General features: G+C 53.4%; 22 protein-coding genes. 4 read left to right on the forward strand and 18 right to left on the reverse strand.

Annotated elements, in window-relative coordinates:
- From C7436_RS17105 to C7436_RS17190, 18 genes are all read right to left on the reverse strand, one after another.
- On the reverse strand, positions 1–582 hold the full coding sequence (locus tag C7436_RS17105; RefSeq protein WP_121208572.1) for a hypothetical protein: 582 nt from the start codon (positions 580–582) through the stop codon (positions 1–3).
- A complete protein-coding gene (locus C7436_RS17110) occupies positions 583–1,812 on the reverse strand; it encodes a type II secretion system F family protein (protein WP_121208573.1) in 1,230 nt (409 codons plus the stop codon). It lies immediately after the preceding gene.
- The gene (locus tag C7436_RS17115) at positions 1,812–3,581 is read right to left on the reverse strand and encodes a GspE/PulE family protein (RefSeq protein ID WP_121208574.1); all 1,770 of its coding nucleotides are present in this window, start codon (positions 3,579–3,581) and stop codon (positions 1,812–1,814) included. The genes C7436_RS17110 and C7436_RS17115 overlap by 1 nt, the downstream gene beginning before the upstream one ends.
- Positions 3,578–4,729, reverse strand: a complete 1,152-nt coding sequence (locus tag C7436_RS17120) for a tetratricopeptide repeat protein (protein ID WP_121208575.1) — start codon at positions 4,727–4,729, stop codon at positions 3,578–3,580. Before C7436_RS17120 ends, C7436_RS17115 begins: the two co-directional genes overlap by 4 nt.
- Positions 4,726–5,565, reverse strand: coding sequence for an ExeA family protein (locus C7436_RS17125; RefSeq protein WP_121208576.1), 840 nt, complete (start codon positions 5,563–5,565; stop codon positions 4,726–4,728). The genes C7436_RS17120 and C7436_RS17125 overlap by 4 nt, the downstream gene beginning before the upstream one ends.
- Positions 5,565–7,262, reverse strand: a complete 1,698-nt coding sequence (gene mshL / locus C7436_RS17130; RefSeq protein WP_228198185.1) for a pilus (MSHA type) biogenesis protein MshL — start codon at positions 7,260–7,262, stop codon at positions 5,565–5,567. The genes C7436_RS17125 and mshL overlap by 1 nt, the downstream gene beginning before the upstream one ends.
- A 17-nt stretch (positions 7,263–7,279) precedes the next feature.
- The gene (locus tag C7436_RS17135; RefSeq protein ID WP_114434835.1) at positions 7,280–7,609 is read right to left on the reverse strand and encodes a hypothetical protein; all 330 of its coding nucleotides are present in this window, start codon (positions 7,607–7,609) and stop codon (positions 7,280–7,282) included.
- A gap of 1 nt (position 7,610) precedes the next feature.
- Positions 7,611–8,300 (reverse strand): MSHA biogenesis protein MshJ, encoded by a 690-nt coding sequence (locus tag C7436_RS17140; RefSeq protein WP_121208578.1) that lies wholly within the window; start codon positions 8,298–8,300, stop codon positions 7,611–7,613.
- The gene (locus C7436_RS17145; protein ID WP_121208579.1) at positions 8,297–8,914 is read right to left on the reverse strand and encodes a PilN domain-containing protein; all 618 of its coding nucleotides are present in this window, start codon (positions 8,912–8,914) and stop codon (positions 8,297–8,299) included. The genes C7436_RS17140 and C7436_RS17145 overlap by 4 nt, the downstream gene beginning before the upstream one ends.
- Positions 8,914–9,840, reverse strand: a complete 927-nt coding sequence (locus C7436_RS17150; protein ID WP_121208580.1) for a type IV pilus biogenesis protein PilM — start codon at positions 9,838–9,840, stop codon at positions 8,914–8,916. The genes C7436_RS17145 and C7436_RS17150 overlap by 1 nt, the downstream gene beginning before the upstream one ends.
- A gap of 793 nt (positions 9,841–10,633) precedes the next feature.
- Entirely contained in the window at positions 10,634–12,673 is a 2,040-nt protein-coding gene (locus C7436_RS17155) for an ATP-dependent helicase (RefSeq protein WP_121208581.1), read from the reverse strand.
- Positions 12,670–13,656, reverse strand: a complete 987-nt coding sequence (locus tag C7436_RS17160; RefSeq protein ID WP_121208582.1) for a competence protein CoiA family protein — start codon at positions 13,654–13,656, stop codon at positions 12,670–12,672. Before C7436_RS17160 ends, C7436_RS17155 begins: the two co-directional genes overlap by 4 nt.
- Positions 13,657–13,969: 313 nt before the next feature.
- Positions 13,970–14,473, reverse strand: a complete 504-nt coding sequence (locus C7436_RS17165; protein ID WP_121208583.1) for a hypothetical protein — start codon at positions 14,471–14,473, stop codon at positions 13,970–13,972.
- Between the two features lie 38 nt (positions 14,474–14,511).
- Positions 14,512–15,033, reverse strand: a complete 522-nt coding sequence (locus C7436_RS17170; RefSeq protein WP_147423445.1) for a hypothetical protein — start codon at positions 15,031–15,033, stop codon at positions 14,512–14,514.
- A gap of 67 nt (positions 15,034–15,100) precedes the next feature.
- Entirely contained in the window at positions 15,101–17,296 is a 2,196-nt protein-coding gene (locus C7436_RS17175) for a dynamin family protein (protein ID WP_158595272.1), read from the reverse strand.
- A gap of 554 nt (positions 17,297–17,850) precedes the next feature.
- Entirely contained in the window at positions 17,851–18,216 is a 366-nt protein-coding gene (locus tag C7436_RS17180) for a hypothetical protein (RefSeq protein ID WP_121208586.1), read from the reverse strand.
- Between the two features lie 97 nt (positions 18,217–18,313).
- A complete protein-coding gene (locus C7436_RS17185) occupies positions 18,314–19,009 on the reverse strand; it encodes a hypothetical protein (protein ID WP_121208587.1) in 696 nt (231 codons plus the stop codon).
- Positions 19,010–19,097: 88 nt separating this feature from the next.
- Entirely contained in the window at positions 19,098–19,988 is an 891-nt protein-coding gene (locus C7436_RS17190) for a hypothetical protein (protein ID WP_121208588.1), read from the reverse strand.
- A gap of 478 nt (positions 19,989–20,466) precedes the next feature.
- On the opposite strand from C7436_RS17190, the gene C7436_RS17195 reads away from it, so the two are divergent.
- The 4 genes from C7436_RS17195 to C7436_RS17210 all read left to right on the forward strand — a co-directional run bounded on the left by C7436_RS17195 (position 20,467) and on the right by C7436_RS17210 (position 26,098).
- Positions 20,467–21,066 carry a recombinase family protein gene (locus tag C7436_RS17195; RefSeq protein ID WP_121208589.1) on the forward strand — a complete coding sequence of 200 codons (600 nt, stop codon included), beginning with the start codon at positions 20,467–20,469 and terminating at the stop codon, positions 21,064–21,066.
- 3 nt (positions 21,067–21,069) lie between these two features.
- A complete protein-coding gene (locus C7436_RS17200; RefSeq protein WP_121208590.1) occupies positions 21,070–21,870 on the forward strand; it encodes a hypothetical protein in 801 nt (266 codons plus the stop codon).
- A gap of 71 nt (positions 21,871–21,941) precedes the next feature.
- Entirely contained in the window at positions 21,942–25,433 is a 3,492-nt protein-coding gene (locus C7436_RS17205; protein WP_121208591.1) for a class I SAM-dependent DNA methyltransferase, read from the forward strand.
- Positions 25,434–25,474: 41 nt separating this feature from the next.
- Positions 25,475–26,098, forward strand: a complete 624-nt coding sequence (locus tag C7436_RS17210; protein ID WP_121208592.1) for a hypothetical protein — start codon at positions 25,475–25,477, stop codon at positions 26,096–26,098.
- The last annotated feature ends 775 nt before the right edge of the window (positions 26,099–26,873 follow it).

A 26,873-nucleotide genomic window follows, 5' to 3' on the forward strand; every position in this document is an offset into this window, starting at 1 on the left:
TCAGCGCCTGGCGTCCTGCCGGTTCACTGTGGTGTGCTGGAACGGTACCGGCCTCAGGGACAGGCCGGTGAGCCGTTCGTCTTGCTCCCGCAGGTTATTCCGGTTGCGGTCAGCAAATTCGCTTATCACTCGCCAGGCGATCGGCTGTTCGGGTTTCACGCGCTTGCCTTCTATGGTTATCGGCTGCTTCGGTTTATAAATTAACCAACCCCTGGCCGATTCGCCTGTTTCATTTTGTTGCTGGTTTGCAAAACACCAGCTGCCGGAGTCCGGCTCATTCCCGCCACAACCGCCCTTATAACGGGGCCATTGGTGGTCGAGCCAGTTGAAGGGGTTACGGCCTTCCAGGCTGGCCAGGGCCTGATCCCGGCTCAGCATGGCTTCCGCACCTTTAATCACCAGGGCAGAGCGCAGCTGCGTCAGCACCATGGCCACGCTTTGCTCTTCCACCCGCTGCAGCTCTCTGTCCAACCTGCCCAGCAGCACCCACCAAAGCACAAACAACACCACCAGGGCCGTCAGCATCCGCATTCGCCGGCTATTGGCCAGGCCGTCGGCAGAAGACCAACGTGGACCCTGCACCTAGCCCCGCCCCATGGCGGCGGCCCCCAGGTCCCAGATCGGCAGGAAGACCCCCAGCGCCAGAATCAGTACCAGTACCCCCATAGCCACAATCAGGATCGGCTCGATGGATTCCGCCAGCCGTTTCAGGCCATAGTCCACATCTTCGTCGTAGAAATCGGCGACGTTATTGAGCATGTCATCCACCGAACCGGTTTCCTCACCTACCGCGATCATCTGCAGGATCAGAGGCGTGAACATCTCGCTGTGCCGCGCGGTTCGAAGCAGGCTTTCACCCCGTTCAATACCAAGCCGCATGTCTTTGATGTGGCTGCCGATCCAGGCGTTGTCGGTGGCGTCGGCCACTACCGTCAGAGCATGGGTAACCGGCATGCCCGCCTTGAGCATGGTGGCAAAGTTACGGGCAAAACGGCTGAGGGTAATCAACTCCAACAGGGGGCCGATGATGGGCAGCTTCAGCTTGTAGCGATCCCACATCAGCCGTCCCTGCTCGGTCCGCTTCCACTGGCGAATCAGCACAGCACCGGCAGCCACCGCAAACAGCATTAAGGGCCAGTATCCCAGCAGAAAATTCGAGGTTCCGACCAGTACCTGTGTCAGGAACGGCAGGTCTGCACCCAGCTTGGCAAACACCGAGGCAAAGCGCGGAATGACCAGGAAGTTCACCACCATCAGCGCCGCCAGCAGTGCGATGACCACGAACGTCGGGTAGCGCAGTGCTTGTTTTACCCGTCGTTTGGTGTCCCGTTCCAGCTCCAGAATCTCCGACAGACGCTTGAACGAGTCGTCCAGCATCCCGGTGTTCTCCCCCACGTGGATCATGGCGATGAACAGTTCGGAGAACACTTTCGGGTGCGCCTGCATGGCTGTGGCCATGGTGGTGCCACCTTCCAGGCGGTTGGTAATGTCCTCCAGCACCTCCGCCAGCACCGGCGAGCGCGTGGTTTCTGCCAGACCGCGCATGGTGCGAATCAACGGGATACCGGCTTTGGTCAGCGCGTGCATCTGGCGGCAGAACACAATCAGTTCATCCAGCGTGACGGCTTTGCGAAACAGCGGCAGCTGGTTCAGTTTGTCCAGTGCCGACGAGGTATCTTCCTGTTCGCGAATGCTCAGCGGCGTAATACCACGGCGCATCAGTTCGCTGGCTGCCGCGTCCGGATTGGCGGCGGTCAGAGAACCTTGCTGGACAACGCCCCGGTTGTCCTTGCCCCGGTAACTGAACTGCATCAGCTATCCACTCCTATGGCGGTATCGCCGCCCAGATCGTCGGCATCCACCGACATGTCGGCTTCCGAGGTGGCCGCTACTCGTGCCACTTCCTGCAACGAGGTCACCCCCTGCAGAGCATAGTCCATGGCGCACTGCCCCAAAGGCCGGTAGATGGGGCTTCGGCGGGCGGCCCGAGTAAAGTCAGAGACATCCTTGCGGCGCAGCGCATCCAGCATGTCCTCGTCCATTTCCAGCATTTCGTAGACGCCAAGCCGGCCCTTATAGCCGGTGTTGCTGCACTGATAGCAGCCCTTGCCGTGGATAAAGCCGGCTTCAATATCCAGCGGATCCAGGTCAAAGGCCTGCAGCCAGATCAGCTCCTGTTCGGTGGGCTGGTAGGGCTCTTTGCAGTTGTCGCATACCCGCCGTACCAGGCGCTGAGCCACCACGCCCAACAGTGAACTGGCCACCAGGAAGGGCTCTGCCCCCATATCAATCAGGCGCATGGCACTGCTGATGGAATCGTTGGTGTGCAAGGTGGACAGCACCAAGTGGCCGGTCATGGCGGCACGCAAACCAATCTCGACGGTTTCGTGGTCGCGCATTTCACCCACCAGAATGATATCCGGGTCCTGGCGCAGGGAGGCGCGCAACACGTTGGCAAATTCCAGTCCGATTTTTGGATTCACCTGAACCTGGGTAATCCGTGGCAACCGGTATTCCACCGGGTCTTCAGCGGTGATGATCTTGACTTCGGGTTTGTTCAGCTCGGTCAGCGCGCCATACAGGGTCGTGGTTTTACCGCTGCCGGTAGGGCCGGTTACCAGAATCATGCCGTGCGGTTTCTTGATCAGCTTGCGGAAACGCTCCAGCAAGTGCGGCGGCATGCCGGTGCCCCGAAGGTCCAGCATGCCCTGGCTCTGATCCAACAAACGCATAACCACCGATTCACCGTACTGCACGGGCATGGTGGATACCCGCACATCGATACTGCGACCTTTTACCCGCACGTTGAAACGGCCATCCTGCGGCAACCGCTTCTCGGAAATGTTCAGGCCCGCCATCAGTTTCAGACGCAGGACCAGCGCCGCGTTCACGCGCTTTTCCTTCATCACCTGTTCCTGAAGCACACCATCCACCCGCTGTCGGATACGCACCACCGACTCATCCGGCTCGATATGGATATCCGAACTCCGGGCCTGTACGGCGTCTTCAAACAGGGTCTGCAATAGTTTGACCACCGGGGCATCGGCGCTTTCGGATTCGGCAGACAGATCCGCCAGGTCGAAGGCGTCATCGCCCAGTTCGTCTTCCAGCTCCTCGGCCAGCGAGGCAATCTCGTCGGTACGGCGGTATACCAGGTCCAGCGTGTTAAGCAGTTCGCTTTCCCGCACAACCGCCTGTTTGATGGGTTGTTTGAGCACCCGCACCAGTTCGTCGTAGGCAAAAATATCCAGCGGGTCGGCCATTCCCACCAGCAACTCGCCCCCCTGCTCCGCCAGTACAATTGCCCGGAACCGGCGCGCGAGGGCCTCAGGCAACTTCTTTACCAGTTCGTTGTTGAACTGGTAGTGGCGCAGTTGAACGAACGGCACCTCCAATTGGCGGGAGAGGATGTTGAGCAGGTTATCCTCATCCACATAGCCCAGATCAATCAGGGTGCGGCCCAGTTTCCGGCCGGTGTTCTTCTGCTCCCGCAGCGCCGTCATCAGTTGCTGTTCGGTGATGACGTCGTTCTGGACCAGCAGGTCACCTATGCGAATTTTTTTCTTCGGTTCTGTGGTCATGATCCTGCCTGCAATGCATTCAAGCGTTCACGGGCGTAGTCCGCCAGCGCCGGAGACAGTCCCGGTAAGGCTGCAGCCTGGGCATAGGCCTGCACCGCACTGCGGCTGCGCCCTCCGGTTTCCAAAGCAATGGCCAGGCCCAGCCACCAGGCAGGGCGACTGTCGTCGTAGGCAATGAGTTCCGCCCAGTGGCCGGCAGAGGCCTCCGTCTGGCCCGCCTGTTGCAACAAGGTAGCCAGCGTGATGCGGTACTCTGGCTGGTCAGCCACAGCCGGCACCCGGGTAGACAACGTGGCCACCGCCTGCTCAAGCTGCCCCAGCTCCAGTAAAGCTCTGGCCCGGAGCAGGCGCAGGCCGGCGTAATCGTCAGTCACCTCAGTCGGCAGCCAGCCAAGCGCCCGTTCTGTTTTTCCCTGCACCAGCAGGTCACGGGTAACCACTTCCCGGCTGTTCGGTGCCGGTTGGCTTTCAGTCAGCGAGGCCAGCAACTGCTCGGCCTCAACAATGCGACCTGAAGACAACAGCCTGGCCAGCTCACGGCTGGTGCGCAGGTCGATCGCTTCCGGAGTTTCCCGGGGCTGTTTCACGGATGTCCGGGCCGGCGTTGCCGCAGGTTCAGGCTCAGCAATGGCGACAGCCGGCTCAGGCTCCACCGCGCTGGCTTTTTCTGCTACGGCCACCTCGGGTTTGGCCGGCTCCTGTTGTTCAGTCGGCTCTGCCAGGTGCCGGACCGGTTCCTCAACCGTTTCGATAGTGGCCGACTCTGGGGCTACAGCAGGCTCAGCCGTCACCATCGGTTCAAGAACAGGTCTGGCTACTGTTTCAGGGGGTGTAACCGCGGAAGAACTCGCCGCCTCAGTATTCGGCCGGAACTGCGCCACAGTCTGAGTTTCGAGAAGATCTTCAGGTGCAGGTGCTGGCGTCACATCGGCTTCAGTAAGCGCTAGGGCAACCGTCTCGCCTTTCGAAATAAACCACCACGCTGCGCCAACGCCGAGCACCAGGATGCTCACAAGAACGACCAGGAAAGCGGTTTTTCCACCGGGTTCCGTACCAGCTGTTGTGCTGTTACCGGTATAGACCGCCGACACCTGCGGCTGTTGCTGCCGCTGTTCGGCCGCCCTCAGGGCATCGTTCAGCAGGCTCATAACCACCTCCCGAACAGTCCGAGGGAACGGGCACTTTCGGTATCCCTGACGGCCAGCAGTGCGTGTCTTCGGCTGACCAGTCGATCCCCCTGCCCCCAGGCTGCCAGCATGGCCTTGTGAGCCAGCACGTTCACCAGCCTTGGAATACCTCCCGACGCCCGCCAGATCACTCTAAGAGCAGCTGGCGCGAACAGGTCAGAGCCGTTATACCCCGCCTGGGAGAGCCGGTGCCGAAGATACTGGCTTACCGAATCCCGGCTCAGGGGCTGCAGCCGGGTCTGGAAGGTAATGCGCTGGCGCAACTGGCGCAGACTGTCCTTGCTCAGGGTCGTGTCCAGCTCCGGCTGACCGAACAGCACAATCTGCAGCAGCCGGGAGCTTTCGGTTTCCAGGTTGGTCAGCAGGCGCAGGGCTTCGATGGTTTCTTCCGGCATGGCCTGGGCTTCGTCAATCACCAGCACCACCGGCTTCTGTTCCATGGCCAGAGCAATCAGTTTCTCGTTCAGGGCCTTGAGGATCTGATGCACGTTGGCGCACACCGCCACATCCACACCCAGCTCCTCCGCCACGGCCTCGTAGAGCGTATCCGGCGGAAGGTTCGGGTTGGGCACGTAGGCCGTGCAGGCTTCTTTATCGAGTTCATTCAGCAACAGGCGGCACAGCAGGGTCTTACCGGTGCCGACTTCCCCGGTCACCTTGATAAAGCCTTCCCGCTGCCTCAGCGCCACCAGCAAAAGCTCCAGGGCATCGGAATGGCTGGGCGCCCGCAGGAAGTAGCGGGTGTTGGGCGTCAATGCAAACGGTGCTTCCTGCAGTCCGAAGTGGCTCTGATACATCAGCGCGGCGCAGTCTCCGGTTGTGGCTTGACGGATTCAGACGAATTCAGCAGCTCCCGCAATACATTCATGCGCTCACGGGAGGCACTGACGTCGGCCTGCATCTGGCCGGCATTGGCGACAACCGGACGCAACAGGATAACCAGTTCGCTCTTGCGGGATTCAAAATTGCGCTGTTTGAACAGCTCGCCCAGTAGTGGAATCTCGCTGAAGAAAGGCACTGCAGAATTGTTGTCTTCGCTGCTGTTCTGGATCAGACCGCCAATCACCACAATCTGGCCACTTTCGGCCCGGATGACGCTGTCGGTTTCGCGAACTGTGCTGCGGGCCAATGGCAGGGTGACATCGCGCTCGCCAATGGTGATCACCTTTTCCTGATCCGCCACTTCACTCACGGACGGATGCACATGCAGGGTAATGGCGCCGTCTTCGGCAATCTGTGGCGTCACATCCAGAGAGATACCGGAAAAGAACGGCGTTAGCTCGACTGAGGTTGAAGTGCTGTCGGTGGCGGTAACGGCAGAATTGTTGTCATCAAAATCAATGTCGGTGACGAAGAACTCATCGGTGCCGACTTTGATCACGGCCTTTTGATTGTTAACCGTGGAAATTCTCGGGCTCGACAGGATCTGCACATTGCCCTGCTGGCCAAGCAGTTCAATCAACCCGGTGAAATCCCCGGCACTGACCGTTGCCGAGAAAAGCCCGCCGATGTCTGGAGTCCGAATTTGCTGACCACCAAGTGACTGGCTGGTGAAGTAGTCGGCCCGCCCCGCAGAGCTCTGTACATCATTCCAGTCGATACCCTGCTGGTATCCCTCGTTCAGCCCCACTTCCAGAATCTTGGCCTCGAGCACAACCTGGCGCTGCATAATCAGCTCGGTTTTGCGCAAATAGCTCTCCACCAGCCTCAGATCGTCGGCGCCAGCCCGGACCATAACCAGCCCTGCTCCCGGATTCACCACAACCTGCCCTTTATTCCCGCCCACGATCATGTTCAGGGCGTCGCGGATATCACTCCAGAAATCCGATTCGGTCTGAGTAGATATCGTGGTACCGACCAGATTGCGGGTTTCATTGTCTTCATTGTTATCGTTGCTGCCAGCCCCCTCTCTATTGCTTCGGGAACTGCTGACCTGCCCGGAACTAACACGGGTTTCCGAGCCGCCACGGCGCTTGAAGTGCAGATAATCGATGGGGAACAGGCGGGTCTGAACCTGATCGGCCGCCACCCGATATAGCCGACCAGCACGGGTAATATCCAGGCCATACAGGTCTGCCGCTATGTCCATGACTTCAGGAACGGTCACATCGCTCAGTCGAAGACTGACCGTCGTGGCCACATCCGGGCGAACCACCACGTTATAGCGGGTGCCGGCAACCAGTGCCTCAAAAAAACTACTGGCCGGAACATCCGAGGCGTTCACATCGAAGCGCTCATCCTGTTGCGGGCTGCTACTCAGAGGCGGCAACAACTGGCTGCTGATATCGGCAGCCGATGGCGCAGGCACCGCACTCACGTTACTGGCTATGCGCTGACTCTGTTCAGCCTGTTCCAGGGTTCGATCGATTTCGTCAGCCACATCCGAAGAGGTCGCCGCCGAGGTGCGCATTAACGGATTGTTGCTACAGGCCGCCATGAATAGGGAGAGCGCAACTACGAGCGCCGTCTGGGCCTTCGGTCTGAATGCATTCATTGGTGTCCGCTTGTCTTTCATTGGGTTCTCCGCACCTGCGGAAGGGTTTCCGGGTAGAGCACCCGATGTTGTCCGTTATCCAGGATTTCAACACGGTCTCGATAGATCCGGCGCACGCGAATACCGTCGTGGCTCTCACCCTCTGTCAGGGCAACGCCTTCAATCACCGCCACTCGTCGGTCGGAGCCATGGACAATGGAGCCAAGCTCCAGGGGTCGCGGCGGCATTGCAGCTACAGCCCGGCTCTGAATACCCGGCGGCCTGGTGGGGTCCTGCAACGCCTGCGCTGGCAAGGCCGCGGCGGCGGCCATCACGATCACGGCAGTACCAACAATTTGCCAGCTCACATCACACCCCCAACCACGCAGGCTCCAGGCTTAGCGTGCGCACCCGAATAGTGGCCTGGCCGTCCGGCCAGGTGCCCACATCATACTCAAGTCGCGACCAGCCCAGCCGTTCATCCATGGCTTCCAGGCGCTCAAGATAGTTCAACACGTCCAGATAGCCGCCGCGCACGGTCATTTCCACGTCGTGCGTGTACAACAACGGCTCGGGTTTTGGCTTGTCGTTACCGACGGCAGCATTCGCCGTGTCCGGTTCGTCATACACCGGCTCCGGAGCCAACAATTCCATGGAGTCCAGTTTCAGGCCCTGTTGCGCAGCAAGCATTTCTCTTAACAGAACCACCATGTCCCGGGGTGCAATCAACTGACCAGTGGTTTCAGCAATCTGCTCATTCAGGCTGCTTAGCCGGTTTTCCTGCGCTGCAAGCCTTTCCCGCAGCTCGGTGGAAGGATCACTGGCAAGCTGTCCATCAAGGCTTTCCTGCTGGCTCAGCAAAGCATCCCGTGTGGTTAGCGCTGCCTGAAACTGGCTGCTTAGCTGACTTTTCCGGGCTTCAGCAGGCGCAACCAGCAGTTCCCAGCCAACAACAAACACCACCACGCACACCGTTAGCAGTACCAGAACCCGCTCACGAATCGGCCGGTCGTTATACCATTGGCAGCCGTCAGCCCATCGGGATTTCAACACGCTCATAAGCCTGTGTCCCCGTTGTTTTCGGTGGCAATCTGAAAGTTGACCCACTGGCGCGCTGCCTCTCCATCCGGGCGCGAGATCCGGAAATCAGAGAAGGTTTCACCAATAAACGCCGGCTCTTCGCCCAGGCGTTCGAGATAACGGGGCACCAAGTCGGCAGACCGGGTCTGGCCCTTAAGCGTCAGGGTAGCGGGGAAAGACTCCAGCCGAATCCCGGTCAGCCAGAGATTGTCTGGCACTTGCCGGGCCAACGCAGACAACCTTCCGGAAAATCCGGAATGACCACTTATGGCCAGGGTTTCGATTCGACCCAGCAGTCGTTGTCGGCGGCTGATCGTTTCCGTGACCCTTGCCAGAGCCGCTTCCAGATCCGGGTCCGGCTGACGAGCCCGAACCTCATCCTGCAGCCGGGCGACCACCTGCTCCAACTGGTTGTTTTGCCGCTCTACGGCCAGAGCCTGAGCCTCCAGTTGCTGATTCTGGTAACGAACCAGGCCGGCAAGCCCGGCAACCACCACAATCACCAGTGCCAGCGCCATCAGTGCCGACGTGGCATTCAGCTTTTGTTTGCTTGGCCGCAGCTCGGCGGTATAAAGATTGACCTGCTGCCGCATTAATGAGTCTCCCCTACGGCCAGGCCCGCACTCCAGGCAGTAAGACACCGGCTATCCAGATCCTGCTCCAGTCCAAACTCCGGCCAGGCGACAGTTTCAATCGAGGCGGCCACATAGGACGACAACATGGAGGTAAGCGGCAGCACCGAGTCTCTCGCCACCAGGCGGATCGTGGCGGGCGGCACCTGGCCCAACTGGCTCTCGAAATAATCCATGGAGCGCTGAATCTCCAGGGCGAGGGACTGCACCGCGTTTTCCTGTCGGCCGGCATCCCGCAGATCGTCGTAGGACACGTCCAGCCGCCGGGACAGATACAGCGTATCGCCTCGGCAGACAACCATCTGCCCATATCGTTCGCGCAGGTGGACCAGCGCCACACCACGGTTCGCGGTGTCCATACGAGAGGCCAGGTTTCGCAGTGCAAGTTCAGCAATATCCACCCGCACCAGTTCCAGGCCGCCTCCGTCAACCAGTGCCATCAGCTCCTGCACCAGTGACTTGCGAGCCGTAACTACGTTCACCAGGGGCCCGCGCCCACGTGACGCCTCTTCCGGAAAGGCAAAAACATCAGAAACCGCATCGGAAGGGCTGAAATCCAGAAAATCTTTCAACTTCCACTTCAGGGCATCGGCCAGTTCGTTGTCTTCTATACCCTCAGGGCGTTCCACCTGGAAAACCTGGTATTGATCGATGGGCAACACCACGACCGCCGGGGCTCCCGCCCAGCCCTGTTCGTTAACGAGAGACTCGAGCGCTTCGCGACGCTTGGCCGGCAAACAATCGACAAACCCTCTGCCGGCCCACACCCCATCGGAGCCCTTGGCCCAGGCGATGCCGTCAGGGCGGACCTCAAGACAGACCGGGGTTCTGCTGTCTGCCCGCGCAAACAAGCGGGAGACTCGGTTTACAACGGAGCTCAGGGTCATGACTTCCTTTAAGACGAACGTTCTTTGCCACGATAGCCAAGCGTAGAAACGCTTAAAATATCGCCGACTTTTTACACTGACTTACATAGTAGTCGAGAAACCGAACGTAACTCTACGGATTTTTGATTGATTTCACGGAGATTTTGCAAGTCCGTAACAAAAAAGCCCGCAGACATCGCGGGCTTTTGATTCAGGACAAACTTGATATTTATCAGAAGGGTAATACGTAGCATGATGAAACCGCTAATCAAGCTGAATGATCTGGAAGCTCTACCAATACTGTCTTCTCACCGACCATGCCCTCGCAAACCAAAACTTTTGTAACGTCTTTCGTAACATTTTCGACGATTTAGCGTTAATCTCGCTCCAAAACGTTACAAATGATCTCCTCCGAAGTCTACGCAAACTTTGACCCGACCCTCAACCACCAACACTGATTATAGACATCCCTGTTTCAGTTGCACCGCTGATTAGAGTTTTCCGCCCGGTGGGGTTTTGCCGAATTTTCTGTGGGAATCAATTCTTCCGGTTACTTCGGGCACAAGCATTCGCATTTATTTAAAAGTTGGGAAAATTCGTATTGGTCGCAAAGCGGACATTCAAATGCCTGAAGACTTCGGTGGAAGCAAATATTGCGACAGCGCTTTAACCTTGATGAATCATAAACCTCGATTCCCAAAGTTAACCTTCAGTGCGGGCTCTACCTAGTTTCCACGCTTCTCACTGACATAAGTAGTGGAAGTATATGCTCGTCAGGCTGAAAGCCGTTCTCCCATATGTCCGGCCTTTTTAACTAAACTCTTAAACGCTGAAGATCTCTTAGATACCACTGGTGAAATTTGCTGAAATCACGCTTTTGTTGATCAGCCTTTTGGGCGTAGATGGCAGTGCTGGTTTCTGAGCAGGCGGTCCAGCCCGCCTCGTAGACAAAGCGTGTCGCGATTGGAGGTCTTTTCGGGCTACTGTCCCAACGATTGCTCAGCCACTTCTCAAGTCCGTCATCTTGCGGGGCGATCAAGTGAAGCTGGTGCTTGCTTCGGGTTATACCAACGTAAAAGAGCCGACGCTCCTCTTCAATAGCCTCGTCATTCTGCGCCGGCTGAGCTGGCGAAATGATACTGCGAAGCTCATCGGGGTTTCCGCCTGGAAACTCTTGCTCAGTGAGGCCAACGAGGATGACGTTATCCCACTCAAGACCTTTGGCCCCGTGCAACGTTGAGAGCACGAACGGCTCGTGGCCCTCGAAGTCCTGCGTTGGACGGAGAATGAGACCCAAAAAGTTACTGGCATTGATGTCGCTGGCATCGAGCAGTTCGTCGACCTTAGCGACCCCTCTGCGCTGATCGTTCGATTTCGTTCGACTGACTCCTTCTTTACCAATACTGTCAATGAAGCCAGCGGAATGCAGTTTTCGGAAGACATGGACAGCCGGAGTTTGCTCGTCGGCATTCTTGCAGACCGCGCGGAGTTGGGCCAAACGATCCTTCTGAGGTATCGAATATTTGAACAGCTCCCCAAGAACCGACCATGGGTCAGCCGAGGGTGCCATCAGTCCACTTAAAGCCGATTTAAACTGTCCTTTCTTCCATCTGAACCCCGCTTGTCTGAGGAAACCGAAGAGGATTTGCTGTTTGTTCGGGTGGTTATCCAATCGGCTTAGATCGCCATACACAGCGAGAAGGATGCCAACTATTAAGATGCCTATTTCGGTTCTGGTGTGTAACGAGGTTGCGCCATTGAGGTAACGATATGGCACTCTGCAAAGCCGCAATGCAATTTCTGCTTCAGCCAGCGAGGCTTTTGTCCTAGAAAGAATCGCTCTCGTGCCTTCGATCGATGCGAGACCTGACAGGACAGTGGACAGACATTTGTCAGAGTGGACCCGGACCTCGGTGCGAGGCGTGCTTGGGTGGCTGACACAAAGTCTGGTCAGTTTTGCAGAGTTGCGTCGAATAACAGAGTTGGCCATCAAAGACAGCTCATGGCCGAATCTGAACGTGCAGGACAGCTGAAAGACTCTCGTATTCGGGTAGTGTTTTTCAAACAAACCGCCGATGAAATCGGGGCGCGCTCCTCGCCACTCGTAAATGCATTGGTTGATGTCACCCACGGCCATCACGGAAGCCCCCGATCGTGCCAGCAGTCTTGTCATATCATGTTGGACGAGGTTCACGTCCTGATATTCATCAACAATGATATGAGCGAGGTGGTCACTGAACCCCGTGTCGTTGCGCAAAAGCTCAACCGCCTCAATCAAAGCGTCATCGAATGTGCGCAGGCCACTGTCTTCCAGTAGCTCGCAGTATCGTCGGTATGCGCGAATCGACTCCGGCTTCTCGGAGCCGAATATAGGATCGCTGGCTGCATCGGATGGCGTCACCGCCGCCGCTCTGCAGCGAGCAATAAATAACTCCAATGCTTCAATGTCATTCGGGTCGATGTAATCGGTCTCTTCCTCAAAGCCTTCTCGATACGCTTGCTTTATCAGCTGATCGTAGCGGTAATCGTCAGACCCTAGGAGCTCTTTCTTACGGATGCTCTGATTACACTCTCCGTGCCGGACGATTTCCAGAGCCAAACTGTGAAAGGTCCGGGCTTCCGGAATTACAGGTGATTTCAGCGCTACCCTCAGTTTCTGTGAAAAACTGACCTGGGCGGATTTGTTATACATCAGAATTAGGATAGATCTTGGGTCAATTCCGGATCGCACCAAGCGTTCAACGCGCTTCACCAGAGTCGTGGTTTTTCCGCTGCCGGGCACTGCTTTTACCAGCGCATGCCCTGCGCCATGGCTGACGACTCTTTTTTGTTCCCAAGTTAGTCGCTTTGTCATGTTTTCATCCGGTAGGATGCACACTGTCGGGCCTCGGTGTATGGGACCATCTTCGCCTTACTACGACAGAACAAGAAACCGTCTTCCCAGTACTCCGCATGCTCGCACCGAACGCAGTTGGGAAACTGGGAATCCGGATCAGCTTCGCCGACGAAGTTCCGCAGATTAGCGATCAGTTCAGCCCCAGCGGTCGAGCTTGGCCAAGTGTTCGATACTGTGTTAGCGGTTAGATCGACTGCTGACAGAGGCTGGGTAGTCCGATTCAGCCGTCCGGACTCACTGAGGCTCCAGACATCCAAGAACACATTGCCCACAGAGCACTCGCCGCGACATGTTTCCTCCAATCTTGCAGGCGGCTGCCAGTTATAAACGGTCAGATTATCGTCTTTTCCCGAATAATATCCGGTCATCAACTGCCGAATATCCGCTTCAGATGCAATCTTGAATTCAAGAATCGGAACCCCGGTCTCGATCTTCTCTGGGCTACAGGGGTGTGTTACACACATTTCGATGTAACACCGTCGCTCGCTTGTCGCGTGGCTTAACAAGACATCCGGTTTAAAACCGGTATAAGCATCTTTCTTTTCGAGCGCCGCTGTGTCGAAAAACTGCGTCAAGTTGTACTTTGCGGGAACTGACGTCTGGCAACGAAGGGAGGAGACTCTCGCAAGTGCCAATCGTTCGCCAGTGCAAAAAACTTGGCGTTCTAATGCGAGACTGATGGGCGTTCCATCGTTCAATGATTTTTGATATCGCTCGAAGAAGGCCTCTTTTGCACACCTATGCAGGTAAGTCTCAAGGGTGCAGCATTCTTGCGCATGACGGAAATGCCTCGCGTTCTTTTCGCCCATCACTGGGGAAAGGTTTTGTCTACAGCCGGGGCAAATGTAATCCTGCGAGCGGACTGCTTCCCTGATATGAGTTAGGAATCCGTGGGAATCTAGTGCGAACGCGTACTGAATTGTTTTAGAGTCAGCGGTCATAGCCCTCTAGTCTCCCGGAAAATGAACGTTTGGGATAGGCGTAGCTCAAAGTGAGCGGCGTAAAGCAAACGAACAGAACATTTGTAGGTCAACACGAACGTCCAGCTTTGAAGTGGTCGCAAAGCGAACATTTCGGTCTGTCGATAAATGTGTGTTAAATGGCCCCAGTTTGACGCCCCAGGTGTCTTAATAAGTAGGGACCGTCCAGTTCTCCTCGGTTACCGCGTAATGCAGTTTCACCAGCTGTTCCTTGGATGTCAGATGAGAACATGGTGAGTTCATTGCCAACTCATTTGTTCATGTTTTAACCGAATTAGGGGCCAACGACATCGAAGGCGAGTCTTTGCAACCTCTTGACCGCGTATTGCCTCACGGACGTGGGATGATAATGGCACATCAGCCCCTGAACTCCGGCGCGTAAAAATGCGAGTACGAACGCTGCATCATCGATGTGACCTGTGGCTGTTCTGGCGAGGTAGGCCAATAATTTTTCCCTTAAAAAATGTCGGTATCGCTTGCCGTCGCTAAAGTTAGGCGGATAAATAACAGTGGGTTGTGAGTTTGTCACGACCGATTCCGTTGGCGGCTGCAAAACATCAGTCACTGCAACAACAGTTTTTACGTAATGGATCTGCCGGGTCTCGACGAGTAAATCAACGGATACATCGACCAATGATTTGAATGCCAGAACCAGCGAATTTGTATCACTCAGGGTGTCCGGCAGCCTGGCACTTGCTGCCTCTTTCGATACGAACTCGCGCAGCTGATCTGATAGGTTTTCGATTAACACGCCGTCGACCGGCTCATTCGTGCTCAACGTAATTTCTCGCTATATATCTCGATTGCGTCAGCCATTTATTTTTTGATGCTCTTAGCTTCGTTAACTCGTGTTGCCCACTTTGCTAGGAGTTTGGGGTGCGCCTCCAGTTCTTTCCGCATAAAAGCATCTAGGTGGTTTATGAAATCGTCCTTCTCACCTCGATAAAGGATTGCCCCTTCAAATGGGAATTCCTTCTTAACTTTTTCTGAGAAAGACGATTGCGACAAAAGATCGTCAAATTTGGGCGATTTCAGGTTTTCCTGAGACTTCTGATCTTTGCTCGCAGCACGAACCTGAGCACCTTCAAGGCTGTGCTTGATGTTCGACAGTGAGTTGCTTAGGGCCGAGTAGTGTTTCAGTTCCTTTTTGAGCGCATTTCTCTCGGGCCGGTTTTTTTGAACCCAGATCTCGTATGCATCACGTGTCAGCTCCAAGCGCACGTCAGCTGCGGTCCTCTTGCTTTCAGCTATCCACCGATCATGTCGACGCTTTTTGTTCCCGCTGACTTCATCAAAAACTGTTTCGGTTAACGCTGCCGCGAAATAAAATAAACGCATGAGCATTTCCTTGTGTCAGGTCCTTTACAGTGATCGCCATCAATCGGCGATCACTGCATCCTGTAGCCTATTGAGCCTTGAGTTTCGTTTTGACGTTGCAGAGCGTGTCATCCACTTGAGCGAGTTCAGTAGCATCAAAGCCAGTTTTCGCGTCAGCGTACAAGCGTTCTATGTGCTTCTCTGCTTCTGTAGTCAGACCTTCAACCGCTTTTGAAAAAGCAATTTCGGTATTGTCCCAGTAAGCCCCAATATCACGGGCGACCTTGGAGGCTATGCCTTCATCCTTTAGCTCTTTTACGACCGTCCTCGCCATAGATTTCGACCAACTGGAGAAAAGACGATACACCACAAGGCCCAGAAGCGCTGAAATTGCTACACCCCATACCAGAGGCCCACCGGTAGCTCCTACAAGCCAGGGTAATGTAGTTGGGGTGGCAATAATGCCCAGCGAGGTAAGCACGCCCCCAGCTTTACCAACCAAGATATAGGCACCTAAGTTAGAAGTAATGGTAGACACGTAAGCTCCCATTGCTCCGAACGCTGCCAGCCCTGACATGCCTCCGATGAAGGCAGACTGCCCGTCGAAAGAACTCAACAAGGCCGATCGGTTTGTATCAAACTCAAACTCGTTGTCTGCCACGTTTGCATAAGTTCCGGGTACGAGGGCGGTGAACTCATTCACCAGAGCCTCGGTTTCTTTGGCGAAGAGTTTGCTTGAGGTGTTCATGATGCGGTTGGTTTTAGCCTGAAAATACTGACCAATCGCTACAGAAACGCCAGCTTTTGCTGCGTCTTTGTCGTCAAAACGTTCTTCGATAAAACGAGTGACAAACGACTCAGAAGTGATTTGCTTCACAACGTCCGAAACCTGATCGATCGTGTCGTTCTTGTAGGCCTTAATGGATGCCTTCTGATCCTCAAACTTATCTAAAACGCGAGCATTGTCTCTACGAAATCGCGCTTCCATTTGCTGGACCTCCGAGAGTCGTTCGTCGGCGCTGCGCTTCCGGTCATTATTCTCGTATTGAGCCAAGTCCACTTGAGCCAGCAGTTGTTTTTTGATGGCGTGAGTCTTGTTCTGGCGAATAGCATCAAGATTCTCTGTAACATTCGTTACTAACTCCTGAAAGCGATCCTTGAACCTCTGTACGTGCTCTTTATTACCATCCCAGAATGGAATGATGCGTTGCTCCCAATCTTCCGCCGTTGGCCGTTTATACCCTTCCACGGCTGCTTCCAGATCCTCGTAAAGAGAATGACTTAGCGCTCTGTCGAGATGGATTGATGCACGTTTTCTTCCGTCCAAGAAGCTCTCAAGAGAATCAACTCCCGCCGCCTGAGTAGCCAAGATCGTCAAATTTTGAATCGGGTTTGACGGATCAAGAGGGGCATTTCCTGGGGCGCGAAGAATGTTGGCAAAGAATTCGGTTTCACCGGCATCCCGCAGAAATTTAGTGACGCTCGAAGTATAGAGAAACCCGTCTGCCAGATGCATCGCTTCATAGGCTTTCTGAACATCGAGACTGTCGACCTCCTCACCACTTTCTTTCCGAATATAGTCGGGGTCAAACAATTGGCCAGGCGTGTCCAGTAGCGAGACATTCTCCAATGCAGGAGCATCCACATAGACAATGGCTAGATAGGCTTCGGGGAAAGGAATGCTATCGTTCTCATCTCGCGCAGCGAATTTTTTGAGTATAGAGTAATCCCCCGTATCAAGCACAAAGCTCTCATGATCACCTTCTAATTTGTTCAGGTTGAAAGTGGTTGACCCATCAAAGTATCTGACTACAGATACGTTCTCGTCCTCTCCCAGCGAGGGGTGCTTCAGTTTTGAGTGCCGAAAAAGGGTGCAGGCCGCGGTCATTGGCTGAAAGCCTTCTGGTGCGATCTGCTGCGCCAACACCATATTTGTTATATGAGACTTACCGGAGTCGCTCGGTCCAACGATGCCAATGATCGGTTCATTGGAGCCAGCCTGTAAGTCTTTTTTCGCCTGCTCAAATTTCTCGATCAACGCTGTTTGCTGTACATGCTCGGGAAGCGCCTTAAGTTCATTTACACTCTTATCAATTGAATCGAGTAGTTCTGAGACCTCTTTTTCTACTTCGGAATTCGACATCTCATTCTTTCCTTGAAATAGGGATTCTGGTTTTGAGGCGATCTTCATGTACTCTTCTAGGCTTGCACCAATAGCGCGGATGTAATCCTGCACAACGTTCAGTGGGTATTCAGTTGGATTCGCTTCAACGCGTGAAGCCATCTTCTGACTCGTGACCAATGAGCAGCGCTCAATGGCCGCTTGTTGAGAGAGTCCCGCTCTCTTCCGAGTTGCGACCAAGTACTCACTCAGTTCCTGATTTTTCGATTCTGAGGACATTTTTTTACTCGCTATGCGACTGATTTCTAGTCCACAATAGCTCGGACTTTCTGGCACTGCAAGAAAAAATCGATTTTTACTCGTCACGCGAGTAAAAATCGCACTCCTTAAACAATTTGCTTCGCCAGCAAAGATGCTCACAAGGCACAACGCGTTGCTAAACGCCTATTCGCCAAATCTGCCTGCATAGACCGGAGATCACTTATCTAACGCGGCCCTTGAGAGAAAGTCATGGTAGGTTAAGGTTTTTCGGAGCCGCACCAGATTTGTTTTGCGCCATAGGCTGAGCGATAGCGAATGACACTATGTTGAAGGGTAGCTTTTGTTGCCTGGGATGCGGGACGGTCGCAAAGCGGACATTCAGATTTAAGGATAACGCCAGTGGTAATGTGCCCCAACGGAGCGTAGTGCAGTTGGCATCCCATTGACCACTTTAGTTATGAACAATGCTCGCAAAGGATCCTATATGCATCACCATAGTTGATAGTCACGGCCGTTCCGCAACGCTCACAGAGTCTTTCATTAACCTTGCTGCCTGCGACTTTGTGAACTCTCTCGGTGGTCTGTAGCGTTGACGCTTCCATAATCGCCTCCATGATCACGGTTTCGTCTTTCATGCACTGAACTCTTAAGCGTAGATAAATTGCTTGAGCCTTGTCCTTGTCACCCTCAGATTGACTTATAGCTTTTGCCCAAAGACCATTTCGTAATTCGCCCCGGTTCAGCTCTGCTAGAGCTTCTGCGTATAGCTTTTCCTCTATCGCTCTGGCTCGCGCAGCACCTAATCTCAAATGTTTAAACATAAGTGTCGAGTCCTTTCACAACGCTGAACTTTGCGGCAATTTTGGAGCCGCGAAGCGGTGGAAAATTGTCCGGCAACAGCGGTGTGTTGGGCAACAATCACCGTGCCTGAAGGTACGACAACACATGCTGATCAACGCCGCCAGCACTGCGTGCCAAACCCACCACTCTCTCATTTTTACGCTTGAAATATTGGACAACAGAGGTCTGTGAGTCAGAAACGGTCTCCAACTCTTGAAGATAGCTGCTCAATTCCGAAATTGCCGTAGTCAACTGCGTGTAGAGAGCCTCTACGACTGTACCAGGTGTTCTAGCCACGTCTAAAAACTTAGCAAACGCGCCCGTTGGGGCCTGTCCGGTTGATTGGCGATAGACCTCATGGGCGATGTGATCAACGGTTATTGCCGGCTGTGTTCCAGGCTCGGAAACCAATGTTTGACGAAGTTGGCCAATTTCTTGGTCAATTAGCCGAATTATTCTGATTAGATCTTCTTGTTTAGCTGCAAGCTTGAGATGGTCAATTTGCTGTTGTGCTGCATCAGCGGAACGTCGGAACTCCGACCGCACTTGCTTTAGTTCAGTTCTCTGTAAATTGATTGTGTAAAGCAAGGCGAGAAACGCTAGGAATGCATATAGAGGATTTAACACACCTCCGAAAAAATCACCGAACTGGGCCCATTTTTCATGCGAGTAAACCGGGTTGCTCCCATACATGAGCACATAGCCAACAACGGGGACTATCAAGATCAGACCCGCTATAGTGGCTGTTATAGTCAAAACCTTATTCTCACTCATCTTCAACCGATCCCTGTTTTACGCCCAACGCCTTGCTCACCGGAAAATTGGGAGCGCAGCGAGTAATTTTTCCGCGTGCAGCAATTAGTTATGTTCGCCTCGGAAAAACGTGATTGGCTATTTTTAGAAAGTAATCATAGTCCGACGTATCAACTGGAACGCTATTATTGATGGTCACCTCATGGCAAGTAACCAGTTGATTATTAGAGGTGATGATGCCCGGTGTATCGAGGGTGACCGCAACTCCAAGAGTTCTTTGATCCGATATGCGCTGCCAATGCGATCTGTACCGATTGATAAATGCGCAGTTATGCGAAAAAGCAATATCTCCCAGTACCTTATCGTCATTTCCCTCTAACAATCCCAAATTTTTGTTTACTGTCTTACCAATGGACAGAGCGAGCATCCCTCGCGCTGTATGAGAGTTTTCCGATTTCACGTACCGCTTGTGAAGCTGATTGATACCCTCTTTAATTCTTTTCCTAATTTTCTTCGCCGACTTAAGCCTTTTGCATTCCACGAAAAAAGTAAATTCATTTATCTGAACCCGAAGATCAGCCTCGTGTCCAAAATCAACAGCCAAACCAGCCCTCACGAATTTTGCGGCCGTAGCCAGCTCAAAACTAAAGTCACGCCCAGAACGGTTTTCAGAGTCGAGTACGTATAGCTCTTGGCCCTTTAGTGAATCCTTGAGACGTTCGTTTAGTAGCGGATTGGCCTCCCCGCTCAGTCCTTCATACATCCGCACCAACTCGGCAACCTCATGGGCCGCGTTTACCCAAGCTTCAAATGAGTGCTCTTCATGAAAAGCTTCAAGAGTGCCAGCCTGCTGGTGCTTCGCGAGCGCACCAAATATCTTTTGGTACCGACCAACTCGCGTTTTCGAATACTCGATACCAAGCGAGTCCAACCAAGCGCAGGCTTCGCTCAGCTTGCTATAAGCTTCAATATACGTTTCTGATGCATAGAAATGCGTCACTCAATGCTCCTGAGAACATAACAGCAATTAGGCAGCGCTCTTTATCATTGCAGAAATTTGACTGCGTCATTACTACTGACTTTGAACCATCAATCGCGCTGCACATAAATTGATAAAACAATAGCTTAGCCGAGCACTGCCATCTCTGCACGATAATCATTCAGCGTCTGCAACTTGCTCCGCCCATCATACTCAATGAAATGGCTGTGATTAGCTTGGAGGCTCGGGAGAAAAGCCCCTGACTCGAATGTTCGCTTTTGTTTAAAAGCCGGCTTGGATAGCCAGCGCTTGGTGCTCACTGGCGCAGTTCTGGCGCTCCCACATCCTGATTTTAGGCCACGCCTTTGCCAAGCTATGTTTTATCAGAAAACGGTCGTTTGATGGACACTCTCGGCTACCCCTCAAAAACACCCAATTTCGGCTTGTTTACTGTCCAACAATCACGTACAACAATCTATGAGCAGAAAAGGTACCTTTCATGATCATAGGTTATGCGCGCGTCAGCACTAACGACCAAAATCCCGAGCTCCAGGTCGATGCACTGAAAAAAGCCGGGGCTGAACAGATATTCCAGGAAAAGTTTACCGGTACCCAGCGCGAGCGACCCGAGTTGTCGCAGTGTCTCCGTATGCTCCGTCGGGGCGATGTTTTGGTCGTGTGGAAGCTGGACCGTCTCGCTCGATCATTGAAGGACCTGGTCGAAATTGTTCAGGACCTCCAGGATCGCGGGATTGGCTTCAAGTCCCTGACGGAATCCATCGACACCACCAGTTCAGGTGGCCGCTTGGTGTTCCATATCTTCGGGGCTCTCGCTGAGTTTGAGCGTGACCTGATTCGGGAGCGAACGATAGCTGGATTGGAGGCTGCCCGGGCTAGGGGGCGTAAGGGCGGTCGGAAGCCCTCGCTGTCAAAGACGGACACACAGAAAGCTGCCGCAATGTTATTGGACCCGAAGATCACCAAGACCGAGGTGGCGCAGCACTTTGGTGTTAGCCGGACCACGCTCAACGCTTCATTAGCTCGTTTGAAAAAGGCGTCGGTAAACAGCAGTATCAACAAACAAGCACCACAAGGATGATTTATGAGTGGTAGAACCAAAGGCGCTATTTTATTTGTCGCGCTCTCCACGGCCGGTTGCCAGTCCACCGGAGGATTGTCATACCCGATCCTTAAGCACGAAGTCTTTGAATCACCACCCGCCAACATTGAGTTTAAGGCGGAGATTGGCGAACCAATCATCACACGGGTAGACGGGCTTGCTTGGCCGGCCTTCCAGGTGACTGAAAAGGTTCCATTCTCATACGAAGGAACCAGCTACAGCTTACAGCCGGGGCTTTACAGGGTTGATGGTGTTTCCCCGTCCTATTCACAGACAACCCTCAATGACCGGGTGGAAAGCAGCGATGTCGACATAGTGAACTCTCGAGTCTCTTTGATTCTTCGAGATGGTCAGTGCGAGATCATTCCACATATGATCCAGGGAGCCACGACCAGTGAAGTTGCCAATCCGATGACAGGGAACCTCAAAGGACTCATCACTGGCGAACGGGCAATTTTTGGAGCGCCAGCACCCAGTGCGGTGGACTCAAGCTCCGCGGGGCAGGCGATCGATCCGGCAAAGTGTTTTGCCGATTACGATTTCAACCCGAATCAGCCTGGCAGCAGCAAGCGAGAGTTGGTTTACCTCGGTCAGTCTGGAGAAACACTGCGCTTCAAGTACCGAGAGTATTACGACAACCTGGTACGAGCTGCATTCTCGAATGACCTTACTTACAACATTGCTGACGACAGCGTGATCGGCTTCCGGGGAGCTCGTATTGAGATCGTAGATGCCTCAAATATAGAGCTGACCTACCGCATTCGGCGCCACATGGAAAATTGATGAGGGGTGGAGCAACGTTTCACTTCCATCAACTTAATGAGACAAGACCGTTTTAACAAGGAGTAGTAAGCTTGGAAGCCTTCATTGCAGATCCCTCTGCTGTCGACGAATTCCTCAAACGCTGGAAAGGCAACACAGGTAGTGAACGAGCAAACTTCCAATCGTTCATGCGAGACCTGTGTACGCTGCTGGACCTTCCTCATCCAGACCCGGGCGAAGGCGACACCACTCAGAACGCCTATGTATTTGAGCGGTTCATCGCGTCGGCCCGAGTCGATGGTAACACCGACAACCGGTACATCGATCTGTATCGACGGGATTGCTTCGTATTGGAGGGTAAACAGACCGGCAAGGAACTGGCCTCACGAAGTCAGCAGAATGCTATTAACGCTGCAGTAGCGCAGGCTGAGCGATATATTCGAGGCCTGCCCCAGGAGGAAGTAGAACATGGCCGCCCTCCGTTCATCGTGATTGTCGATGTGGGCAACGCTATCTACACATACTCCGAGTTCTCACGAACTGGCGGTAACTATGTTCCATTCCCTGATCCCAGACACTATGAAATCCGACTGGACGACCTGCATAAACCGGATGTTCAGCACCGTCTTCGTCAGCTATGGCTGGAACCGGATCAGCTCGATCCGAGCAAGCATGCTGCCAGGGTGACCCGAGAGGTCAGTACCAAGCTGGCTGAATTGGCAAAGTCCCTGGAGCATAATGGATACGATGTCGAGCGAGTAGCCAGCTTTCTCAAGCGCTGCCTGTTCACGATGTTTGCCGAAGACGTAGAGTTGCTGCCCAAGGCATCCTTCCAGAACCTTTTGGTCGACATTAAGGACCGGAACCCTGAAGCCTTCCCCCACGCCGTGAAGGCGCTTTGGGAAACCATGAATGCTGGTGGCTACAGTGAGAGTCTGATGCAGACCATCAAGCGATTTAACGGTGGGTTGTTCAAAGGCATCGATCCAATCCCGCTGAATGTTCAGCAGATCCAACTTCTCATAGATGCGGCCAAAGCCGACTGGCGTTTCGTTGAACCTGCCATCTTCGGGACGCTGCTAGAGCGTGCCCTTGATCCTCGGGAGCGCCACAAGCTGGGCGCCCATTACACTCCCAGGGCCTACGTTGAACGCTTGGTCATGCCGACCCTGATTGAACCGCTTCGTGAGCAATGGGGCGACATCCGAGGTGCGGCGGAAACCCTGCTACGGCAAGGCAAAACAGACAAAGCTCTTCAGGAAGTCCAAGCCTTCCATTATCAGCTTTGCCAGACCCGAGTACTTGATCCCGCTTGTGGTAGCGCTAACTTCCTTTACGTGGCCCTTGAGCACATGAAGCGCCTGGAGGGGGAGGTCCTGGGTTTTATCTCCGAGCTGACCCAGGGGCAAGGCGTGCTGGAAAGTGAAGGCCTGACCGTCGATCCGCACCAGTTCCTGGGCTTGGAGATAAACCCACGGGCAGCCCAGATTGCAGAACTCGTTCTTTGGATCGGCTACCTACAGTGGCACTACCGGTTGAATGACCGGCTGGACCTCCCCGAGCCCATCTTGCGGGACTTCAAAAACATTGAGTGTCGGGATGCTCTGATCGAATACGACAGCCGAGAGCCGGAGCTAGATAGCAACGGGGAACCGGTAACCATCTGGGATGGTATCAGCATGAAGATTAGCCCAACGACCGGTGAGCTGATCCCAGATGAAACGGGGCGGTCAGAGGTTTGTCGGTATCACAATCCTCGAAGGACCGAATGGCCGCAGGCGGAATACATTATAGGCAATCCGCCATTTATAGGCTCCTCCACAATGCGCCGGGCATTAGGCGATGGGTACGTCGATGCGGTGCGGCAGGCGTATAAAGGCGCGGTTCCAGATTCTGCTGATTTTGTTATGTATTGGTGGCATAAGGCCGCAGAAAAAGTACGAACCGAGAAGTCTCTGCGCTTTGGGCTAATTACTACAAACAGTTTGCGTCAACGTTTCAATCGCAAACTTTTAGAGTCTCACATTAATGACATTAACCGGCCACTATCCCTAACCTTTGCGATCCCAGACCACCCCTGGATACAAAGCAACGATGGCGCTGCAGTTCGGATTGCAATGACCGTCGGAGTTGCGGGGAATACGGAGGGACTAATAAATAGCGTTCTTGGTGAAGCCGATACAGGACAAGATTTTAAAAAGGTTTTTTTATCAAAATCTTGTGGGAAAATTTCTGCGGGCTTGTCTTTAGGTGCAAACACATCCGCTGCTGAAGTTTTACAAAGTAATCTCGGTATAAGCAATAAGGGCTTCGAACCGGGGAATAATGGCTTTGTCATCACGGAACGCTTTGCTCGGGAATCCTTCGGAAAGGCTTGCTTTGAAGCACATCCGCCGTTGGAGAAACCTGTCGTTAGGACATATTTAAACGGTCAAGATTTGACTGGTAAAAAGCGTGGTATGGTTGTTATAGACCTCTATGGTCTGGATGTTACGCAGACTCGGGATAGGTACCCAGAGATCTATCATTGGATTGTTGATCGAGTGAAGCCAGAGCGCGACCAAAATAGAGATATTAAATTGAGAGAAAATTGGTGGCTTCACAGACGCCTTCGTACAGATTTACGAAAGATGCTAGGTGGACTAAATCAATATATCGCTACTGTCGAAACTTCGAAGCACAGGTTCTTTCAGTTTCTCCCAGCGGATGTTGCACCCAGTAACCTTTTGATAGCCATTGCGTCGGAAGAACCCTCTGTTCTGGGCATCCTCTCTAGCAGAGTTCATACTATATGGTCCCTTTCCACAGGTGGTCGATTAGGTGTTGGCAATGATCCTCGATATAACAAAAGACAATGTTTCGAGACTTTCCCTTTTCCTCTGCTCAAGGCTGAGCAGGCCATTAAAATCGGGGAGCTTGCAAAATCCATCGACAACTATAGAAAGCGACAGCAATCCGAATATTCTGACCTTAGTCTAACCGGTATTTATAACGTTCTAGATAAGGTTCGGTCAGGTCAGCACCTTAAAGGCCAAGAAAAGACCATCTACAAACATGGCATAGTGTCTGTCTTGCGCGAACTTTATGACGATCTGGATCGAGCTGTCTTCGAAGCCTACGGCTGGTCAGACCTCGCCGACATTCTGGTAGGACGCCCTGGAGCCACAACCCCAATTCCAGATAAACCGGCCGACCAAGCAGAAGCTGAGGAAGAACTGTTGATACGACTGGTCGAGCTCAACAAGCAGCGTGCCGAGGAAGAATCTCGTGGCATCGTTCGCTGGCTGCGTCCGGAGTACCAGTCGCCCGATGCAGTACAGACCGAAGTAGATATCGCGCCAAAGGCCGCGGCTACAAAATCGGAAGCTGTTACCAGCAAAGGCAAAGTCACGTTCCCTAAAGCCATTCCCGATCAGCTTCGGGTGCTCCGAGAGGCCCTCGCAAAGCGATCTCACACGACGGAAAGTTTGGCTGAGATGTTCAAGCGCAAACCTATGAAGTCGGTTGAGGAAGGCTTGCAGTCACTTGTAGCTGTAGGTGTTGCCGAATACGACCCGGAAGCTCAAACATGGCATACGGTATGACAAGTTCCAGACAGACCACGCCCAGCGGTTAAGGAGGTTCTGTGGAACTCAGCGCATTCATCGTGAGTCTTGTCGCAGTTATTGTTGCAACCACTTCGACACTTATAAGTTACCTTCTGTTCCGCGATGCGAAGGATCCGCACGTCGTGGTCTACGCTGATCCAGACTTGAAACGGCCATCGGTCATTAATCTGATTATCGAAAATACAGGCCGAAGTGCCGCATGGGATGTTACTTTTCAATCAACAAAACCTGTCCCCCAAGAGGCCTTTGGCATTGAGAAGGCACCTAAACCTGCGCAGATGAACCGGGGGCCAGTCGTGAACGGGATCCCTTGTTTTGGGCCCGGATCAAAACGTGTCATTACCTGGGGTCAGTTTGATGGAATCCGACAAGGTATTGATGGTGACTACCTCGACATAACCGCCACCTACCGCAGCCAACCCTCACTGGCTTTTTGGAAGCGTACCCACCAAACCGTGTCTAGGATTGATATTCAGTCCTTTGAAAACTTCGACGTTAGTGACAGAAATTGGGACAAGCAGATAGCGGAACACTTAAAAATGATGGTATCGGAAATAAAAGAACTCCGATCGCTCTCAGATAACGCTTTGCGCGTGGTAAATGGTCAAAGGTCGGAAAACGATTCCGATAACCAAGCGTAACCCTCATACTCTCAGCCCCGGAAAGAATCTCGCGGTTACAAAAAAAATCACGCGGATGGTTGATATAAGAAGCGGTGAGAACTTTAATACCGTCACCGGGTGGCAGCCCGGTGACGAAGTATTCCTTAGTTAAGTGCTTCAATTTGGGGTAGAACGGTAATGCTCTCGTACTTTTGTGCGCTTTCCGTTCTTCCCTACCCTTACGTGCTCTGGCACGTGAACCTTTTTCTTACCACCTTTCGTCGCTGCCATCACTGTTCCTCAAGCCGCAAGTTTGTGTTGACGTCGGTTGATCCAGTCCCAAGCATCTTGCGTTAGCCATCCCTGATACTCCCTCGACATTCGCATAACCAAGTGCCGATCGTTAGCATCATGGGCCTGCCTGACTTTTTCGGAAATCTGGGAATACGTTAGATTGCTATCTACAAGCCAGAATGATTCCATTGGTTTGATGGAATCTCCGCAGCTTTCAATAGCCTCTTTTACTCGCTGATATTTCTGACCTGGCGAATTCAGGTCATACGATATTGCATAAATAGGCATTGGAATTCCTCCGTATTGCCATTGCTTCAGGAGATGCCGGGCCCACATTTAGTGGCCAGGCATAAACAATATACACCATATATCGACTATCCTGAATTAATACTGGCTATGCATACAGGTCTTTGGGCAAAGAAAATTAATGAAAGAAAAGGACAAGACGAGTAAGTGCCGCCTCGGAGGATTATCACTGCGCATAATCTCTGGATTATGGAAAATATGCGGTTGGTTGCTC

The sequence above is a fragment of the Marinobacter nauticus genome, assembly GCF_003634635.1.
In the GTDB taxonomy this organism is placed as follows: domain Bacteria; phylum Pseudomonadota; class Gammaproteobacteria; order Pseudomonadales; family Oleiphilaceae; genus Marinobacter; species Marinobacter nauticus.

What these genes read in the sequence shown, in the direction of transcription:
- C7436_RS17125 (WP_121208576.1), bottom strand. Translation starts at nt 5,565, where the DNA reads ATGTATCAGAGCCACTTCGGACTGCAGGAAGCACCGTTTGCATTGACG.
- C7436_RS17150 (WP_121208580.1), bottom strand. Translation starts at nt 9,840, where the DNA reads ATGACCCTGAGCTCCGTTGTAAACCGAGTCTCCCGCTTGTTTGCGCGG.
- C7436_RS17140 (WP_121208578.1), bottom strand. Translation starts at nt 8,300, where the DNA reads ATGAGCGTGTTGAAATCCCGATGGGCTGACGGCTGCCAATGGTATAAC.
- C7436_RS17200 (WP_121208590.1), top strand. Translation starts at nt 21,070, where the DNA reads ATGAGTGGTAGAACCAAAGGCGCTATTTTATTTGTCGCGCTCTCCACG.
- C7436_RS17175 (WP_158595272.1), bottom strand. Translation starts at nt 17,296, where the DNA reads ATGGCTTCACGCGTTGAAGCGAATCCAACTGAATACCCACTGAACGTT.
- C7436_RS17160 (WP_121208582.1), bottom strand. Translation starts at nt 13,656, where the DNA reads ATGACCGCTGACTCTAAAACAATTCAGTACGCGTTCGCACTAGATTCC.
- C7436_RS17115 (WP_121208574.1), bottom strand. Translation starts at nt 3,581, where the DNA reads ATGACCACAGAACCGAAGAAAAAAATTCGCATAGGTGACCTGCTGGTC.
- C7436_RS17195 (WP_121208589.1), top strand. Translation starts at nt 20,467, where the DNA reads ATGATCATAGGTTATGCGCGCGTCAGCACTAACGACCAAAATCCCGAG.
- C7436_RS17180 (WP_121208586.1), bottom strand. Translation starts at nt 18,216, where the DNA reads ATGTTTAAACATTTGAGATTAGGTGCTGCGCGAGCCAGAGCGATAGAG.
- C7436_RS17185 (WP_121208587.1), bottom strand. Translation starts at nt 19,009, where the DNA reads ATGAGTGAGAATAAGGTTTTGACTATAACAGCCACTATAGCGGGTCTG.
- C7436_RS17120 (WP_121208575.1), bottom strand. Translation starts at nt 4,729, where the DNA reads ATGAGCCTGCTGAACGATGCCCTGAGGGCGGCCGAACAGCGGCAGCAA.
- C7436_RS17170 (WP_147423445.1), bottom strand. Translation starts at nt 15,033, where the DNA reads ATGCGTTTATTTTATTTCGCGGCAGCGTTAACCGAAACAGTTTTTGAT.
- mshL (WP_228198185.1), bottom strand. Translation starts at nt 7,262, where the DNA reads ATGAATGCATTCAGACCGAAGGCCCAGACGGCGCTCGTAGTTGCGCTC.
- C7436_RS17155 (WP_121208581.1), bottom strand. Translation starts at nt 12,673, where the DNA reads ATGACAAAGCGACTAACTTGGGAACAAAAAAGAGTCGTCAGCCATGGC.
- C7436_RS17145 (WP_121208579.1), bottom strand. Translation starts at nt 8,914, where the DNA reads ATGCGGCAGCAGGTCAATCTTTATACCGCCGAGCTGCGGCCAAGCAAA.
- C7436_RS17110 (WP_121208573.1), bottom strand. Translation starts at nt 1,812, where the DNA reads ATGCAGTTCAGTTACCGGGGCAAGGACAACCGGGGCGTTGTCCAGCAA.